This is a genomic window from Streptomyces sp. NPDC058092 (assembly GCF_042884935.1).
Taxonomy (GTDB): Bacteria; Actinomycetota; Actinomycetes; order Streptomycetales; family Streptomycetaceae; genus Streptomyces.
The window spans coordinates 241,981-257,770 of record NZ_JBHVSY010000011.1 but is presented as its reverse complement, the minus strand read 5'-3'; the positions used below and the strand labels follow the sequence as shown (position 1 = coordinate 257,770).

Annotated in this window: 12 protein-coding genes; 4 read left to right on the top strand and 8 right to left on the bottom strand. The window is 71.5% G+C overall.

Annotation, left to right across the window (positions count from 1 at the left end):
- Positions 1-285 precede the first annotated feature (285 nt).
- From ACFVV1_RS20535 to ACFVV1_RS20505, 7 genes are all read right to left on the bottom strand, one after another.
- Positions 286-1,260, bottom strand: a complete 975-nt coding sequence (locus ACFVV1_RS20535; protein WP_389990880.1) for an N-acetylglucosamine kinase — start codon at positions 1,258-1,260, stop codon at positions 286-288.
- Positions 1,251-2,516, bottom strand: a complete 1,266-nt coding sequence (locus ACFVV1_RS20530) for a 6-phospho-beta-glucosidase (protein ID WP_389990878.1) — start codon at positions 2,514-2,516, stop codon at positions 1,251-1,253. Before ACFVV1_RS20530 ends, ACFVV1_RS20535 begins: the two co-directional genes overlap by 10 nt.
- Before the next feature lie 3 nt (positions 2,517-2,519).
- Positions 2,520-3,422 carry a carbohydrate ABC transporter permease gene (locus ACFVV1_RS20525; protein ID WP_389990876.1) on the bottom strand — a complete coding sequence of 301 codons (903 nt, stop codon included), beginning with the start codon at positions 3,420-3,422 and terminating at the stop codon, positions 2,520-2,522.
- Position 3,423: 1 nt separating this feature from the next.
- Complete coding sequence (locus ACFVV1_RS20520) at positions 3,424-4,416, bottom strand: carbohydrate ABC transporter permease (RefSeq protein ID WP_389990874.1); 993 nt, start codon at positions 4,414-4,416, stop codon at positions 3,424-3,426.
- Between the two features lie 7 nt (positions 4,417-4,423).
- On the bottom strand, positions 4,424-5,761 hold the full coding sequence (locus ACFVV1_RS20515) for an ABC transporter substrate-binding protein (RefSeq protein WP_389990872.1): 1,338 nt from the start codon (positions 5,759-5,761) through the stop codon (positions 4,424-4,426).
- A 47-nt stretch (positions 5,762-5,808) separates the two neighbouring features.
- On the bottom strand, positions 5,809-7,032 hold the full coding sequence (locus tag ACFVV1_RS20510; RefSeq protein ID WP_389990870.1) for an ROK family protein: 1,224 nt from the start codon (positions 7,030-7,032) through the stop codon (positions 5,809-5,811).
- Between the two features lie 280 nt (positions 7,033-7,312).
- Positions 7,313-8,380 carry a mechanosensitive ion channel family protein gene (locus ACFVV1_RS20505; protein WP_389990868.1) on the bottom strand — a complete coding sequence of 356 codons (1,068 nt, stop codon included), beginning with the start codon at positions 8,378-8,380 and terminating at the stop codon, positions 7,313-7,315.
- A 365-nt stretch (positions 8,381-8,745) separates the two neighbouring features.
- On the opposite strand from ACFVV1_RS20505, the gene ACFVV1_RS20500 reads away from it, so the two are divergent.
- Positions 8,746-9,282: an HNH endonuclease gene (locus ACFVV1_RS20500; protein WP_384958986.1), complete on the top strand. Its 537-nt coding sequence runs from the start codon at positions 8,746-8,748 to the stop codon at positions 9,280-9,282.
- 291 nt (positions 9,283-9,573) lie between these two features.
- On the opposite strand, the gene ACFVV1_RS20495 is transcribed toward ACFVV1_RS20500, so the two are convergent.
- The gene (locus tag ACFVV1_RS20495) at positions 9,574-12,636 is read right to left on the bottom strand and encodes a beta-N-acetylglucosaminidase domain-containing protein (protein ID WP_389990866.1); all 3,063 of its coding nucleotides are present in this window, start codon (positions 12,634-12,636) and stop codon (positions 9,574-9,576) included.
- Between the two features lie 312 nt (positions 12,637-12,948).
- Here ACFVV1_RS20495 and ACFVV1_RS20490 point away from each other — a divergent pair, with 312 nt between their 5' ends.
- From ACFVV1_RS20490 to ACFVV1_RS20480, 3 genes are all read left to right on the top strand, one after another.
- A complete protein-coding gene (locus ACFVV1_RS20490; protein ID WP_389990864.1) occupies positions 12,949-13,209 on the top strand; it encodes a hypothetical protein in 261 nt (86 codons plus the stop codon).
- The gene (malQ, locus tag ACFVV1_RS20485; RefSeq protein ID WP_389990862.1) at positions 13,210-15,429 is read left to right on the top strand and encodes a 4-alpha-glucanotransferase; all 2,220 of its coding nucleotides are present in this window, start codon (positions 13,210-13,212) and stop codon (positions 15,427-15,429) included.
- Between the two features lie 74 nt (positions 15,430-15,503).
- A complete protein-coding gene (locus ACFVV1_RS20480) occupies positions 15,504-15,716 on the top strand; it encodes a hypothetical protein (protein WP_389990943.1) in 213 nt (70 codons plus the stop codon).
- The last annotated feature ends 74 nt before the right edge of the window (positions 15,717-15,790 follow it).

Below are 15,790 nucleotides of genomic sequence, written 5' to 3'. Positions count from 1 at the left end.
GAGGATGGTGCCCGGCCAGAAGTATGGCCGCAGGGACCGACATCCACACCACGAACGTCCGGATCCTGCATCGATCCACGGATGCGAGCACACGTGCACGCACGCGATCACCCGCATTCGATCAAGGCCTGAGCCGCCGATCAAGCCGATCGGCGGACCAATCCCCGAAGCGGACCGATCTCCCTACCCATGAACACGTTCGGGACAACTGATCGGTTCCCGTACGCAAGGGGCGTCCCGCGACGCGAATCGCCGCGGGACGCCCCCGGGAAGAGTCCGGCCGGATCAGCCGTACTGCGCACGCAGCCTCTCGTGCACCCCGGCCGCCGCCCCCGTGTGGTCCAGGCCGAGCAGCGCGGCCCCCAGCACCGGCGGCTCCGTCACCACCCGGACGGCCGCCTTCGGGGCCCGTACCGCGAGGAGTTCGGCGATCCTGCCGTCCAACCGCGGATGGCGGGCCGCCAGCACGCTGCCGCCCAGCACCACCGGCGCCTCCTCGTCCAGCAGGTCCAGCCTGCCCAGCGCGACCGACGCCATCGCGACGACCTCCTCCGCCAGCCGGTCCACCAGCGCGCCCGCCACCGGGTCCCCGGCCGCCGCGGTCGCGAAGAGCACCGGAGTCAGCTCGTGCCGGCGCTCGAACTCGACCCGGCCCCGATGCAGCGCCTCGATCAGCGCGTACATCGAGTCGAGCCCGAAGTGCGCGGGCAGCGTGCGCGCCAGCTCGGTCGGCTCACCGCGGCCGTCCTCGGCCCGCGAGGCGAACCACATGGCCTCCTCGGCCAGCCCCGAACCGCCGCCCCAGTCACCGGACATCCGGCCTATGGCGGGGAAGCGCGCGGTACGCCCGTCCGGCACCATGCCGACACAGTTGATCCCCGCACCGCAGACCACGGCCACGCCCCGGGGCTCGTCCACCCCGGCGCGCAGTATCGCGAACGTGTCGTTGCGCACCTCGACCGTGCGGCCCCATTCCCTGCGGACCAGGGCCTCGGTCAACTCGGCCTCCTCCACCGGGAGATCGACGTTGGCCAGGCACGCCGACACATGCTCCACGTCGGCGACGCTCCGCTCGGACCTGGCCAGGGCCTGCCCGAGCAGCGAGGCCAGGACGTCCAACGCCGCCTCCACGCCGACGACCGGTGGCTGGAAGCCACCGCCGCGGGCCGTCGCCAGCACTGTTCCGTCCTCACCGATCAGCGCCACATCGGTCTTGCTGTTCCCCGCATCGATCGCGAGGACCGAAGCGTTCACGCCCACGCCAGGTGCTCCCGGTTGTGCGCGATCAGCTTGTCGGTGAGCGCCTCGGCGTACTCGAACTGGCCGATCAACGGATGCGAGAGCAGCGCCTTGAACACCCGGTCGCGACCCCCGCGGAGCGCGGCTTCGAGCGCCAGGTCCTCGTACGCCGTCACATGGGCGATCAGACCGGCGTACAGCGGGTCCAGCTCCGGCACGGCGAGCGGTGTCGCGCCCGTGCCGTCGACCCCGGCCTGCACCTCGATCACCGCGTCGTCCGGCAGGAACGGCAGCGTCCCCTTGTTGTACGTGTTGACCACCTGGACCGGGCTGCCGCCCGAGCCGAGCAGTGAGGACGCCAGGTCCACCGCCGCCTCCGAGTAGAAGGCGCCGCCGCGCTTGGCGAGCAGCGCGGGCTTCTCGTCCAGCGCCGGGTCGCCGTACATGGCGAGGAGTTCCTTCTCCATCGCGGCGACCTCGGCCGCCCGGGACGGCTTGGTGCCGAGCTCCCGTACGACCTCGTCGTGCGCGTAGAAGTAACGCAGGTAGTACGAGGGGACGACGCCGAGCCGGTCGACGATCGCCCGGGGCATGCGCAGATCGTCCGCGATGGCGTCGCCGTGCTCGGCGAGCAGCCCCGGCAGGACGTTCTCGCCGGCCGGGCCGCCGAGGCGGACCCCGAGCTCCCAGGTCAGGTGGTTGAGCCCGACGTGGTCGAGGTGCACCTCACCGGGGGTGACATCGAGGAGCCGGGCGAACTTCCGCTGGAAGCCGATCGCCACGTTGCACAGGCCGACGGCCTTGTGCCCGGCCTGGAGCAGCGCCCGGGTGACGATGCCGACCGGGTTGGTGAAGTCGATGATCCAGGCGTTGGGGTTGGTGCGGCGGACCCGCTCGGCGATGTCCAGGACGACCGGGACGGTGCGCAGCGCCTTGGCGAGGCCGCCGGCCCCGGTGGTCTCCTGGCCGATGCAGCCGCACTCCAGCGGCCAGGTCTCGTCCTGGTTGCGGGCGGCCTGGCCGCCGACGCGCAGCTGGAGCAGGACCGCGTCGGCGTCGGCGACGCCCGCGTCGAGGTCCGAGGTGGTGACGATCCTTCCCGCGTGGCCCTGTTTGGCGAAGATCCGCCGGGCGAGGCCGCCGACGAGTTCGAGACGGTCGGCCGCCGGGTCGACGAGCACGAGCTCCTCGATGGGCAGCGTGTCCCGCAGCCGGGCGAAGCCGTCGATCAGTTCAGGTGTGTAGGTGGACCCGCCACCAACTACTGCGAGCTTCATAGGTCAGCCCTTTACTCCGGTCAGTGTGACGCCCTCGACGAAAGCCTTCTGAGCGAAGAAGAAGACGAGGATCACGGGGGCCATGACCAGTACGGTCGCGGCCATGGTCAGGTTCCAGTCGGTGTGGTGTGCGCCCTTGAAGGACTCCAGGCCGTAACTGAGCGTCCAGGCGGCCGGGTTCTCGGAGGCGTAGATCTGTGGGCCGAAGTAGTCGTTCCAGGCGTAGAAGAACTGGAAGAGTGCGACGGCGGCGATGCCCGGCTTGGCCATCGGCACGACGACCCGCAACAGCGTGCGGAACTCACCGCAGCCGTCGACCTTCGCCGCGTCGAGGTACTCGTTCGGGATGGTCAGCAGGAACTGCCGCAGCAGGAAGATGGAGAACGCGTCGCCGAAGGCCATCGGGATGATCAGCGGCCAGAGCGTGCCGGACAGGTCCAGCTGCTTCGCCCAGAACAGATACATCGGGATGACGACGACCTGCGGCGGCAGCATCATCATCGAGATGACGAGCATCAGCGACAGATGCCGCCCGCGGAAGCGGAACTTGGCGAGCGCGTACGCCACGGGCAGCGACGACACGACGGTGAGGACGGTGCCGAGCCCCGCGTACAGCAGGGTGTTCTTCCACCAGGTCAGGAAGCCCGGGGTGTCGAACACCTTCCGGTAGTTGCTCCACTCGAAGGGGTGCGGCCACAGATCGCGGGTCAGCGCCTGCTGGTCGCTCATCAGCGAGGTGAGCAGCAGGAAGACGAACGGCAGCACGAAGAAGAGCGCGGCCGCGACGCCGAGCGCGTGCACGGCGATCCAGTTCAGCAGCGCCTTGCGGCGTGCCGTGTGCTCGGCCGGGGTGGCCGGTCCGGTCGCCCGGTCGGCTGCCTTGAGGGTGTCGAGACCCTGCGCCACGTCACTCACCTGCCTGGATCAGCCCGCTGCGGCGCCGCATCAGCAGTGCGGTGAACGCCATGGCGAGTACGAAGAGAACGAGCGCGACCACGCAGGCGGAGCCGTAGTCGAAGCGCTGGAAACCGAGGTTGTAGACGAGCTGCGGAAGCGTCAGTGTCGACTTGTCAGGATATCCCGGTTCGAACTGCTGCCCGGAGCCGCCCATCACACCCGAGGCCACCTTCCCCGCCACGAGTGGCTGGGTGTAGTACTGCATCGTCTGGATGATCCCGGTGACCACGGCGAACATCACGATCGGCGAGATGTTCGGCAGGGTGACGAAGCGGAACCGCTGGAACGCGGACGCCCCGTCCAGCTCCGCCGCCTCGTACTGCTCCTTCGGTACGTCGAGCAGCGCGGCCATGAAGATCACCATCAGGTCGCCCACCCCCCACACCGCGAGCGCGGTCAGCGCCGGCTTGGACCAGGTGGCGTCGGTGAACCAGCCCGGCGTGGGCAGCCCCAGCTCGCCGAGGATCGAATTGACCGGCCCCGTACCCGGGTTGAGCAGGAAGACGAAGCCGAGGGTCGCCGCGACCGGCGGGGCCAGATACGGCAGGTAGAACAGGGTGCGGAAGACCCCGGCACCCGTCTTGATCTTGGTGATCAGCAGTCCGACACCGAGGCCGAACACCACCCGGCAGGTCACCATGACCACGACCAGCCAGAGCGTGTTGCGCAGTGCGGGCCAGAACAGCGGGTAGTCGGTGAAGACGAACGACCAGTTCTTCAGCCCGCTGAATTCCGGGGCCGCGAAACCGTCGTAGCTGGTGAAGGAGAAATAGAGCGTGGAGATCAGCGGATAGGCGAAGAAGACGCAGAACCCGATCAGCCACGGCGACATGAAGGCCGCCGTCCGCAGTGCCGTTCTTCTGCGCTTCGCGACAAGGGCCGACCGGCGGCGCTTCGAACGGAGTGTGTACGTGCCCGTGCTCGTACGTGTACTCGTGCTCATCGCGGTGCTACTTCGCCTGTGCGATCGCCGCGTCGATTTCCTTGGCGGTCTTCTCCAGACCCGCCTTGATGTCCGTCTGCTTGCCCTTCTCGATGTCGAATCCGAGGTTCTGCAGGGACACCAGGTACGCGCCGCCGTTCACCGAGGGCGGGGTGGTGGTGCTCGCCGGGTTCGCGGCGATGTCCAGGAACGTCTTGAACCGCGGGTCGTACTTCAGCCTCGGCGACTTCAGCGCCTCCAGCGTGGACGGCACATTGTGAATGGCATTGGCGAAGTCGACCACCGCGTCGGTATCGGTCGTCATGAACTTCACGAGTTCCCAGGCCGCGTTCTGCTTCTGCGAGGTGGCGGCGATACCGGCGATGGTGCCGGTCAGATAGCCCTTGCCGTAGGTGTCGGCCTCGTCGTCGGCGACGGGCATCGGGGCCACCCCGATCTCGAACTTCGGCTTGGTCTCCTCGGCCATCCCGAGCCGCCACTCGCCGTCCAGCTGCATGGCCACCTGGCCCGTGTGGAAGGGGTGCTTGGCGCCCCACTCGTCACCGAACGCCGTACGGTACTTCTCCAGTTTCTCGTAGCCGCCCAGGTCGTCGACCAGCTTCTTCTGGGTGGTGAGCATGGCGGCGAACGCCGGGTCCTTGGCGATGTTCGACTTGCCGTCCGTGTCGAAGTACTTCGGGTTCCAGCCGCCGAGGTAGTGCTCGGTTGTCGACTCGTAGCCGTGGTAGTTCGGCATGAAGCCGAGCTGCTCGTACGAATCGCCCTTGGTCTTCGTCAGTTTCTTGGCGTCCGTGGCCAATTCCGACCAGGTCTTCGGCGGAGCGGTGATGCCGGCGGCCTTGAACGCGTCCTTGTTGTAGTAGAGGCCGTACGCGTCACCGAGCAGCGGCACGGAGCAGCGCACACCGTCGAACTGCGTGTACTCGTTCATCGCCTTGGGGAAGGTCTTGTCCGCGTCGATCCCGTCCTTCTTCAGGAAGGGGTTCAGATCGACGAAGGCCTTCGACGAGCAGAACTTTCCGACATTGTTCGTGGTGAACGACGAGACGACGTCCGGGGCGTTCGAACCGCCTGCCCGCAGCGCCTGGTTGATCTTGTCGTCGGTCATGTTGCCGACGACCTTCACATGGATGTTGGGGTGTGCCTTCGTGAAGGCGTCGACCGTGGCCTTGATTCCCGCGACCTCGTTCGGGGCACTCCAGCCGTGCCAGAAGTTGATGGTCGTGTCCTTGGACGCGTCATCACTGGCACCCGAGTTGCTCTGCCCCGTACAGGCGGAGGCGAACAGCGATATCGCGGCGGTCGCGGCGAGCGCGGCGGCCGTCTTCCGGCGGTTTCCGGACATGGCGGTGACTCCCGTTGGAGGATGAAGGATGAAGGCGGAACAGGGGATCAGCGCGACGTGTCGAAGACTTCGTCACGCGTGGTGACGAGTGCGCTCTCCAGCGCGCCGCGCAGGACGGGGCGATGCGTCACGGCCCCGGCGATCAGCCGGGGCCGTGAGGCCGCCAGCTCGGCGAGCTCGGACTCGACCCGGCCGCGCAGCGGCTCCCCGCCGGCCGCGATCAGCTCGCCGGACAGCACGACGACTTCCGGGTCCAGTACGGCGACCATCGAGGCGAGGCCGGTCGCGAGGCCCGTGGCGAACTGGTCGAGGAGCCGGGGGTACGGGCCGTCCTCGCCCGCCTCCGCGGCCTCCGCGGCCCGGGTGATCAGGCCGGCCGCTACCTCGTGATGGGTGCCCGAGCCGCGGACCGGCGCGTCGTCGATGCCGAGCTCCCGGGCCAGCCGGGCCAGCACCTGCGCGCCGGCCAGCTCCTGGAAGCCGCCCGAGTTCGCCTTGGTGACCTGGCGGACCAGCGGGGCGCCCGGCACCGGCAGGAAGCCGACCTCACCGGCGCCACCGGTGAAGCCCCGGTGCAGCCGTCCGTTGATGACGAGAGCGGCACCGAGCCCCTCCTCGTTCCACAGCAGGACGAAGTCGTCGTGCCCGCGCGCCGCACCGAGCCGCTGCTCGGCCACCGCGACCAGGTTCACGTCGTTCTCGTACTCGACCGGCATCGGCAGGAACGCGGCCAGCTCGTCCAGCAGGGTGGGGGAGTGCCAGCCGGGCAGATGCGAGGCGTACCGCAGCCGCCCGGTCCCGGGGTCGAAGGCGCCGGGGGTGCCGATGACGACCCGGTGCACATCGGAGCGGGTGAGCCCGGCGTCCTTGACGGCCCCGTCCAGTGCCTCCGCCACCTGCCGCACCACGGAGTCGGCGCGCCGCCCCGGGGTGCGCAGCTCGAACTCCCCGACCGTCTCACCCGTCACATCGGCAACGGCGGCGACGATCCGGTGGGCGTTCACATCCAGCCCCGCGACATGCGCGGCCCGCGCGTTCACCGCGTACAGCTGGGCGTTGGGCCCCGGCCGCCCGGCCACGGTTCCGGTGGCGACGACCAGCCCGGCCGCCTCCAGCCGCGCGAGCAGCTGCGACGCGGTGGGCTTGGAGAGGCCGGTCAGCTTCCCGATCCTGGTCCTGGAGAGGGGGCCGTGCTCCAGCAGCAGATCGAGGGCGGCCCGGTCGTTCATGGCCCGCAGAACGCGGGGGGTACCCGGTGTGGTTCCGGCCATGACCGTTGCACCTGCCCTCTGTTAGGAAAGTTTCCTATTCGGTGAAAGGACGGTATGCGCACGTCACCGGGGCGTCAATGGGCAGCGTCCCGGTGGCAACCAAAGCGTTACCTGGGCCACTTCCGGAAGGTGGGGGTCCTCGGCGGCGCATCCCCAATCAGGCTACGGGCGAACCGAGTTGAGTTCACGTCGACTCGCTGCACCGGCATACGAGTGAGGGGCGCCCCGCCGACTTCGCGGGGCGCCCCTCACTCGCACGGCCGAACTCGTACTGCCGGTCCTACTTCGACATGTTCGGCGGCGGGGTGATCGGCGACGCGGCCAGCGACTGCGGCGAGGTCGTCGACGCGTACGCGGACGGGGCGGCCACGCCGGCCGTCGGGTCGGCAGCGGAGGGTTCGTCCGCCTGGGCCGGGACGCCGCCGACCATCCGGATGCCCGACTCGTCGAAGGCCCGCTTGATCCGCCAGCGCAGCTCGCGCTCCACCCCCAGCGCCTTGCCCGGCATCGTCTTTGCGGTCACCCGGACCGTCATCGAGTCCAGCAGCACGGCGTCCAGGCCCAGGATCTCCACGGGCCCCCACAGCCGCTCGTTCCACGGGTCCTCCTTGGCCATCGCCGCGGCGGCGTCGATGATCAACGTACGGACCTTGCCCAGGTCCTCCGTGGGGCGCACGGTCACATCGACACCGGCCGTGGACCAGCCCTGGCTGAGGTTTGCGATCCGCTTCACCTCGCCGTTGCGGACGTACCAGATCTCACCGTTGTCGCCGCGCAGCTTGGTGACCCGCAGACCGACCTCGATGACCTCACCGGAGGCGACGCCCGCGTCTACGGTGTCGCCCACGCCGTACTGATCCTCAAGGATCATGAAGACGCCGGAGAGGAAGTCGGTGACCAGGTTGCGCGCACCGAAACCGAGCGCCACACCGGCCACACCTGCGGAGGCCAGCAGCGGGGCCAGGTTGATCTGGAAGGCACCCAGGATCATCAGCGCGGCCGTGCCGAGGATCAGGAACGAAGCGACCGAGCGGAGTACGGAACCGATCGCCTCGGAGCGCTGACGACGGCGTTCCGTATTGACCAGCAGCCCGCCCAGCGCGGTGCCTTCCACCGCCTGGGCGCTGCGGTTCATCCGGTCGATGAGCTTGGTGAGAGCACGACGGATCGCGATGCGCAACACGATCGCGACCGCGGCGATGAGCACGATGCGCAGACCGGTGTTCAGCCAGGTGGACCAGTTCTCCTCCACCCAGCCCGCGGCGTTGCCGGCCTGCTCGGCGGCCTCGTCCAGCGAGCCGCCTGGCCCGGGCGACGGAGCTGCGGCCAACAGGGCGGACAGGAACACGGTGGAACCTCCAGATGGGCGACGGCAGACCAACCACACTAACGGGGCATCGGGAGTGTTCCGTTGCCGCGACCAGGGGGAGAGACGCGCCTCACGAGGGGATTCGGGGAAAGTGAGGAGGCTACGGGACGGAGCCCGCACGGGCGGCGTGTGGCCGATCGCACATCGGGCCGCGGTTGCCGCGGCAGCGGCCCGGAAGCGCCTGTTCCGGCCTGCGCCGGCGGTACGGGCGGCCGGCAGCGGAGAAAAATCCTCCCGGCCCGTTACCTGCACGTGGTGGCGCTTCCACCAGGCGTAAGGAGAAACTGAGATCGGATCGTCCCGGCGCGAGCCACGCGCCGCCGGCGTACAAGGAGGCATCCACCGTGCCGCATGTCCTGGTTCTCAACGCGTCGTACGAGCCGCTCGGCGTCGTACCGCTCCGCCGCGCGCTCGTCCTCGTGCTCGAAAACAAGGCCATCTGTCTTGAGGAGTCGGGCGCCTTCATGCACAGTGCCAGCCGGGCCGTCCCGGCCCCCAGCGTCGTCCGCCTGAAACGGTTCGTACGGGTCCCCTACCGGGGGCCCGTACCGCTCACCCGCAGGGCGCTCTTCGCCCGGGACGGGGGCCGCTGCATGTACTGCGGCGCCGCCGCGACCAGCGTCGACCACGTCATTCCGCGCAGCCGCGGCGGACAGCACGCCTGGGACAACGTCGTGGCGGCCTGCCGCCGCTGCAACCATGTCAAGGCGGACCGGCACCTGCCGGAGCTCGGCTGGCGGCTGCACCAGCAGCCCGCCCCGCCGACGGGCCTCGCCTGGCGCATCATCGGGACGGGACACCGCGACCCGCGCTGGCTGCCGTACTTGCAACCGTTCGGCGCGGACGACGCGATGGCCCGGATCGATGGCATCTCCGCCTGAGAGATCCGGGCCTTCGTCGTCCCCGGGGCCGGACGGGGGCCTCCGGGGGCGCCCCGGAGGCCCGGCGCCAGGGCCTCTCGTTCGGATCACGCCGGGCTCGCGTGCCCCGGCACCGCACCTCGCCGCGTAGTCGTCGACCGCCATGGCTCCTTCCCCAAGCTCTCGGCTCCGCTCGAGCAGGGGAGACCTCATCCGACTCCCTCCTGCGCCTTGCGATGCACGGGACCACGGTGACATCAGCCGCTCCGCGGCGGGCCGCTGCCTGATCCGGCCTGATCCGAACGGAAGGCCCTAGTCCGTCGCGGCGACGGCGTACGCCTGGACCGACCAGAGGGAGTAGCCGAACTCGGTGGCCCGGGCATCGCCCTGAACCCTGAGGAAGCGGGTGTCCTTCGCGTCCATCCGGACCGATTCGCGCCCGCCCCTGCCGTCCCGCACGGTCGCCGCCGTGCGCCAGCTGCGGCCGTCGGCGGAGACCTGGATGCGGTAGCGGGAGGCGTGGGCGTCCTGCCAGTGCAGCACCACCTGGCCGATCCGGGCCGGCTGCGGAAGTTCCGCCTGCCACCAGGCGCCGTCCTCGACCGGCGAGGACCAGCGGGTCTCCGGGTCGCCGTCGGAGGCCGCCGCCGCCGGGAAGTCCGGGGTCTCGTCGCCGGACGAGGAGGCCGTGGCGGTACGCACCAGGTCGGGGCCCGCGGTGCGCGGGTAGGCCCGGACGGTGAGTGTGCTGCTCTCGTCGCCGAAGCCGATCGGCACCTCGTACTCACCGGCCGGGGTGCCCGCCGGGACCGTGATCTCGACGGGGACGTCGGTACGCGAACCGCGCGGCACCCTCGTCTGCTTCGGGACGCTCACCTCGATGCCCCGGGGCGCCCGTGCGGTGAGCGTGCCCCGCACCTCGGCGGGGCGCCGGGCGGCCAGCCGCGCCTCGACCCGCTGCGGCCCGCCGCCGATCTCGGCGTCCGTCACGCCGCGTGCCAGATCGAGCCGGGCGGCGGGCTCGTCGCCGAACCACGGCACGAGCGCCCGCACCCGCGGAGCCCGCGCGCTCCCCGAGGCGGAGGAACCGGTTCCCGTGCCACCGCCCGGCAGGTTCTCCGCCCGGCCCTGCGGGACGATGGGCGGCAACGTGCCCGTGAGCACCGGGGGCGTGGACGGACCGCCCGTGGGCCAGCTGATCCGGATCGCGTCGGCCTGCAGCCCCCTGGCCGGGGCCTGGGTCCAGCCGGTCGCCGACACCGGGCCGAGGCCGCGCCAGCCCTCGCCGGGCACATGGGCCTCCAGCGTCGCACCGGCCACCGGCCCGCCGCCGGGCACGGTCATCGCCGTCACGGTCTCCACCGGGCGGGACCGGTCCAGCCGGACCGTATAGCTGCCCGGAGCCTTTGTCACCGTGCCGGCGTTGCGGTCCGCGCCCGTCCAGGCGTCCGCCTCCCGGCGCACCCGGTCCAGGAACGGGCCGAGGACGCCCTTGCCGACCGTCGCACCGCTCGCCTTCGCGGCCTCGCGCACCGGCTCCAGCGCCAGCGACGCCTGCCACGCGGCGGCGCCGTCGCCGCGCGACTGGGCCCGCAGCAGATCCACGGCCAGCTCGCCCGCCCGGCCGTACCGGGACAACTGCTCGGTCCACGGCCGCACTTCGTCGTCGAGGCGTCCGTCGGCCAGGCCCTTCAGCCGCTGCGGGGTCTCCCGCATCACAGTGAACGCCGCCCGCAGCCTGCGCGCCGCATCGGCCTGCGCCGTGGCGTCGGTCGTCGTACGGGACTTCCAGAACGCGTCCAGCAGCGGCCGCAGATACGCCGACTCGTCGCCGCCCAGCACGGACGTCGCGCTGTTCCCGGCCAGCGCGCGCAGCGCGTCCCCGGTGCGGGCGTCGCCGCCCGCCAGATCGTCGATCGCCGCCTGCCAGGACTCCTGCGGCCGGTAATCCTTGGGGTTCCACGCGAAGTCGGCGGCGGTGAACAGCGGTATGCGCGACGCGGACGGCTGCTCCATCGCGTTGGCGAGCAGCGCCGCGGAACCGATCGCCACCGCCGGGTCCCGGCCGGTGTACGGGCCGAGGAAGATACGGTCCTGCGCGTAGTCGTTGACCGGGTAGTTGTCCATCGTGACCAGCGGATGCCGGAACGCGGCGCGCGCACCGGCCAGTTCCCCGCCGGTGATGGTCCGCGGTACGACCCCGACCCCGGTCCAGGCGATCTGGACCCGGTCGTCCAGCTCCTCGGCGAGCGCCGTGCGGTAGTCCGTCGCCCCGTCCTGGTAGAACTCCGTCGGCATCACCGACAGCGGCTCCGCCCCCGGATGACGCTCCGCGAGATGCCGGGCCACCTTGCTCGCCACCCGCGCCTGGGCCCTGGCCGCCGCCTCGGGGCCGCTGCCGAAGGTGTCGACGTCGCTGTCGCAGTGCCACTCGCTGTAGCTGACGTCCTGGAACTGGAGCTGGAAGACCCGCACGCCCAGCGCCCACATGGCGTCGAGCTTCTTCGTCAGCGCCTTCACATCGTTCTCCGACGACATGCACATGGCCTGGCCGGGGGCGACGGCCCAGCCGAGCGTCACATGCTCGGCGCGGGCCCGCTCGGCCAGCGCCCGGAAGTCGTCGCGCCGGTCGGCGGGGTACGGGTCGCGCCAACGGGCCTGCCGGTACGGGTCGTCGCCCGCCGCGTACAGATACCTGTTCTGCTTCGTACGCCCCATGAAGCCGATCTGAGCCAGCCGCTCCGCCCGGGTCCACGGCTGCCCGTAGAAGCCCTCGGTCATCCCGCGTACGGCGGTTCCCGGCCAGTCCCTGACGGTGACCCCGGCGACGCTGCCGTTCCGGATCAGCTGACGCAGCGTCTGCACGCCGTGGAAGAGGCCGTCCTCGCCGAGGCCGTCCACGGCGACGGTGTCCCGGCCCGCGACCCGGCCGACCGCGATCCGGTAGCCGCCGGAGGGCAGGTCGCCGCGGTCGGGAGCGCGCAGCGTACGCAGGGCGTCCCCGGCGCCGTCGCCGCCGAGCCGGACGACGGGGCCGCGGCCCGGCAACGCCTCGTGGACGGTCCGTACGCCCGCCTCCCGCAGGATCTGCCGGAGCGCGTCGACGGCGTACGGATCCGCGTGCGCGTCGGCGACGAGGGTGACCTCGGCGGAGGCGGAGGCGGTGAGCGGTACGGACGGCCCGGACGCCTTGATGGACTGGGGCCGCGGCCACACGGCCGGCACCGCGCCGTCGTCCGTGCGGTCGGGGGCGCTGACGGCGAGGGAGCCGGGCACCGAAGGGGCCGCGACGGCGGCCGGGGCACCCGCGGAGAGCAGCCCGCCGAGCACGGCGACCGCGACGGCCGTTGCCTGCTTTCTGCGCCTGAGCAGCATCGCTGTTCTCCCTCGCTTCAGCCGGTGGGCTACGAGCCCACCACCCGCGTGCGCAGGGTGTCAATGCGGGTGGTTGTTGTGCCGTAAATGCCCGATGTGACAGGTGAGGTGGGGAGGGGTCGGCAATCGACGCCGGACGCCAAAGATGACGCCGAATGGCCGAAAACGGCGGACGACTTGCGGCGAACCGGCCTCCGGGGAACGGAATGTGACCCAGAGCACGTTGAACTCGTTGTGGTAACGCCTACGTCTGCGGTCGAGCCCGCTGGGTAGGTCTGCTGTGTCCTGTTCCGCCATGGCCAGGAGGCCACCATGCCCGCTGCCGCGCAACTCCTGCTCTCCGCCTTCTCCAAACAGGAACCCGGCCCCGCCCCGCTCCCGGCCCCCGCGTCCGGCCCCGGTCCGCTGACGAGCGAGCCGCCGCTCGCCGATGCCATACCCCTCACCAGCGAGCCGCCGCTCGCCGACGCCACACCGCTCACCAGCGAACCCCCGCTCGCTGTCAACGCCCCGCTGACCAGCGAGCCGGCCATCTCCGGCACCGCATGGGGCATGGAGTCCCCAGGAGTCTGAATGGGCTTGTCCCGGCTCGCCGCACTGCACGGCGTCGCCACCTCCTACTCCCCGTCCGCCGACGTCTCGGTGGCCGTCGCCGACGACACGGTCGTCGCCGTGCTCGCCGCGCTCGGTGTGGACGCCGCCACGCCCGAAGCGGTACGGGAATCGCTCGCCGCCGCCGAGTCCTCGACCCGCTCCCGGCCGCTCCCGCCGACGCTGGTGGTGTGGACCGGGGAGCCGCTGCCCCCGGCCCTGACCGCCCTGCCACCCGGCACCACGCTGGACATCAGGCTCGAAGACCCCGGGTTGTCCCCACTCCCGCGGATGTGCGTTCCGGCCGGCCGACCTGATCCGGCCGTTTCGGGGCGGGCGGCGGCCGACGCGGGCACGGACGCAGGAGCGGGCACGGACGCAGGAGCGGGCACGGGCACGGGAGCGGTGTCCGGCGCCGGAGGCGACACCGCGACGGCCGCGTCCCCGGCCCCCGCCTGGTGGGCCGAACCGCCGCTCGGGGTGCACCGGCTGACCGTACGCGCGCCGGGCGGCCGGAGCGCGAGCTGCACACTCGTCGTCGCCCCGCCCCACGTGCCCCGGCCGCCCGCACGCAGCCACGGCTTCCTCGTCCAGCTCTACTCCCTGCTCTCCGCCCGCTCCTGGGGCATGGGCGACCTCGGGGACCTCGCCGACCTCGCCGCCTGGTCCGGGCGGACCCTCGGCGCCGGATTCGTCCAGGTCAACCCGCTGCACGCCGCCGTGCTCGGTGACCCCACCGACCCGTCCCCGTACCGCCCGTCGTCACGGCGCTTCCCCGACCCCGTCCATCTGCACATCGAGTCCGTCCCCGAGTACGGGCACGTGCCGGACCGGGCCACCCTCGACGATCTGCGGCAGGACGCGGCGGCGCTCAGCGACACCGTCCTGAACAAGGGCGCCCTGATCGACCGGGACGCCGTCTGGGAACTCAAGCGCCAGGCCCTCGAACTCGTCCGGGGCGTCCCCCTCACCCCCGGCCGCCGCGCCGCCTACTGCGACTTCCTGGCCGAACAGGGACAGGCCCTGGAGGACCACGCCCTGTGGTGCGCCCTCGCCGAGGTGCACGGCTCCGACTGGCACAGCTGGCCGGCCGCGCTCCGCGACGCCCGCTCCACGGAGACCGCCCGCGCCCGCCGCGCACTGCTGGACCGGGTCGACTTCCACTGCCGGCTCGCCTGGCTGACCGACAACCAGCTCGCCGCCGCCCAGCGCGCCGCACTGGACGCCGGGATGGCGGTCGGCATCGTCCACGACCTCGCCGTCGGCGTGCACCCCGGCGGCGCCGACACCTGGGCCCAGCAGGACGCCTTCGCGCACGGCATGTCCGTCGGCGCACCCCCGGACGCCTTCAACGCCCGCGGCCAGGACTGGGGCCTGCCGCCCTGGCGCTCCGACGCCCTCGCCGCGTCCGGCTACGCCCCGTACCGCGGGCTGCTGCGCGGACTCCTCGCCCACGCGGGCGCCCTGCGCATCGACCACGTCATGGGTCTGTTCCGGCTCTGGTGGGTGCCCGAGGGGCGCCCGCCCACCGAGGGCACCTACGTCAACCACGACGCCGAGGCGATGCTCGCCGTCCTCGTCCTGGAGGCGCACCGGGCGGGCGCGGTCGTCATGGGGGAGGACCTCGGCACCGTCGAACCCGGGGTCCGCGAGGCGCTGGCCCGGCGCGGCGTGCTCGGCACCTCCGTGCTCTGGTTCGAACGGGACTGGGCGGGCACCGGCCGCCCACTGGCCCCCGAGGAGTGGCGCGAGGGCTGCCTGGCCACCGTCACCACGCACGATCTGCCGTCCACCGCCGCGCGGCTGACCGACGACCATGTGACGCTCCGCCACCGCCTCGGCCTGCTCACCCGGAGCCTGGCGGAGGAGCTGACCGCGGACGCGGCCGACACCACCGAGTGGCTGGGCTATCTCTCCAGGCTCGGCCTGCTCCCGGAGGGCGAGGGCGACGAGGAGGGCGCCGTCCGCGCCGTGCACCGCTTCCTGCTGCGCACCCCGGCCCGCATGGTCGGCGTCTGGCTGCCCGACACGCTCGGCGACCGCCGCCCGCAGAACCTCCCCGGCACCTGGGACCAGTACCCCAACTGGCGCCTGCCCGTCGCCGACGCGGAGGGTCATCCGGTCACCCTGGAGGAGCTGGCCGCCGCCCCCCGTCTGCACCGGCTGATGGAGATCTTCGGATCCCGCGAAGACCACCCGTGACCCCGTACGGCACCCCCGGGCGCGCGCCCGTCCTGGGCGTTCGCTACGTTTGTGCCGTGGACAAGAAGAACGCTATGCGCGCCGGCGCCGTCGCGGCCGGAACGACGCTGATGATGCTGCTCATGTCGTCCCCCGCGCTCGCGCTCATCCGCGACGACGGTGACGACCCCGGTCCGGGCCTGAGCGTGATGGAGACCATCGGTCTGTACGTGGTGGCCCCCATCGCCCTGTTCGTGGTCATCGCCGGCCTGGTCATGATCTTCGACAGGTCCAAGAAGCAGGCCTAGCACCCACGCTCCGGGCGAGTGCGCCGCAGGTACCCCGTACCGTGCGGCGCACACGCATGTCCGGCCCCGGAAAC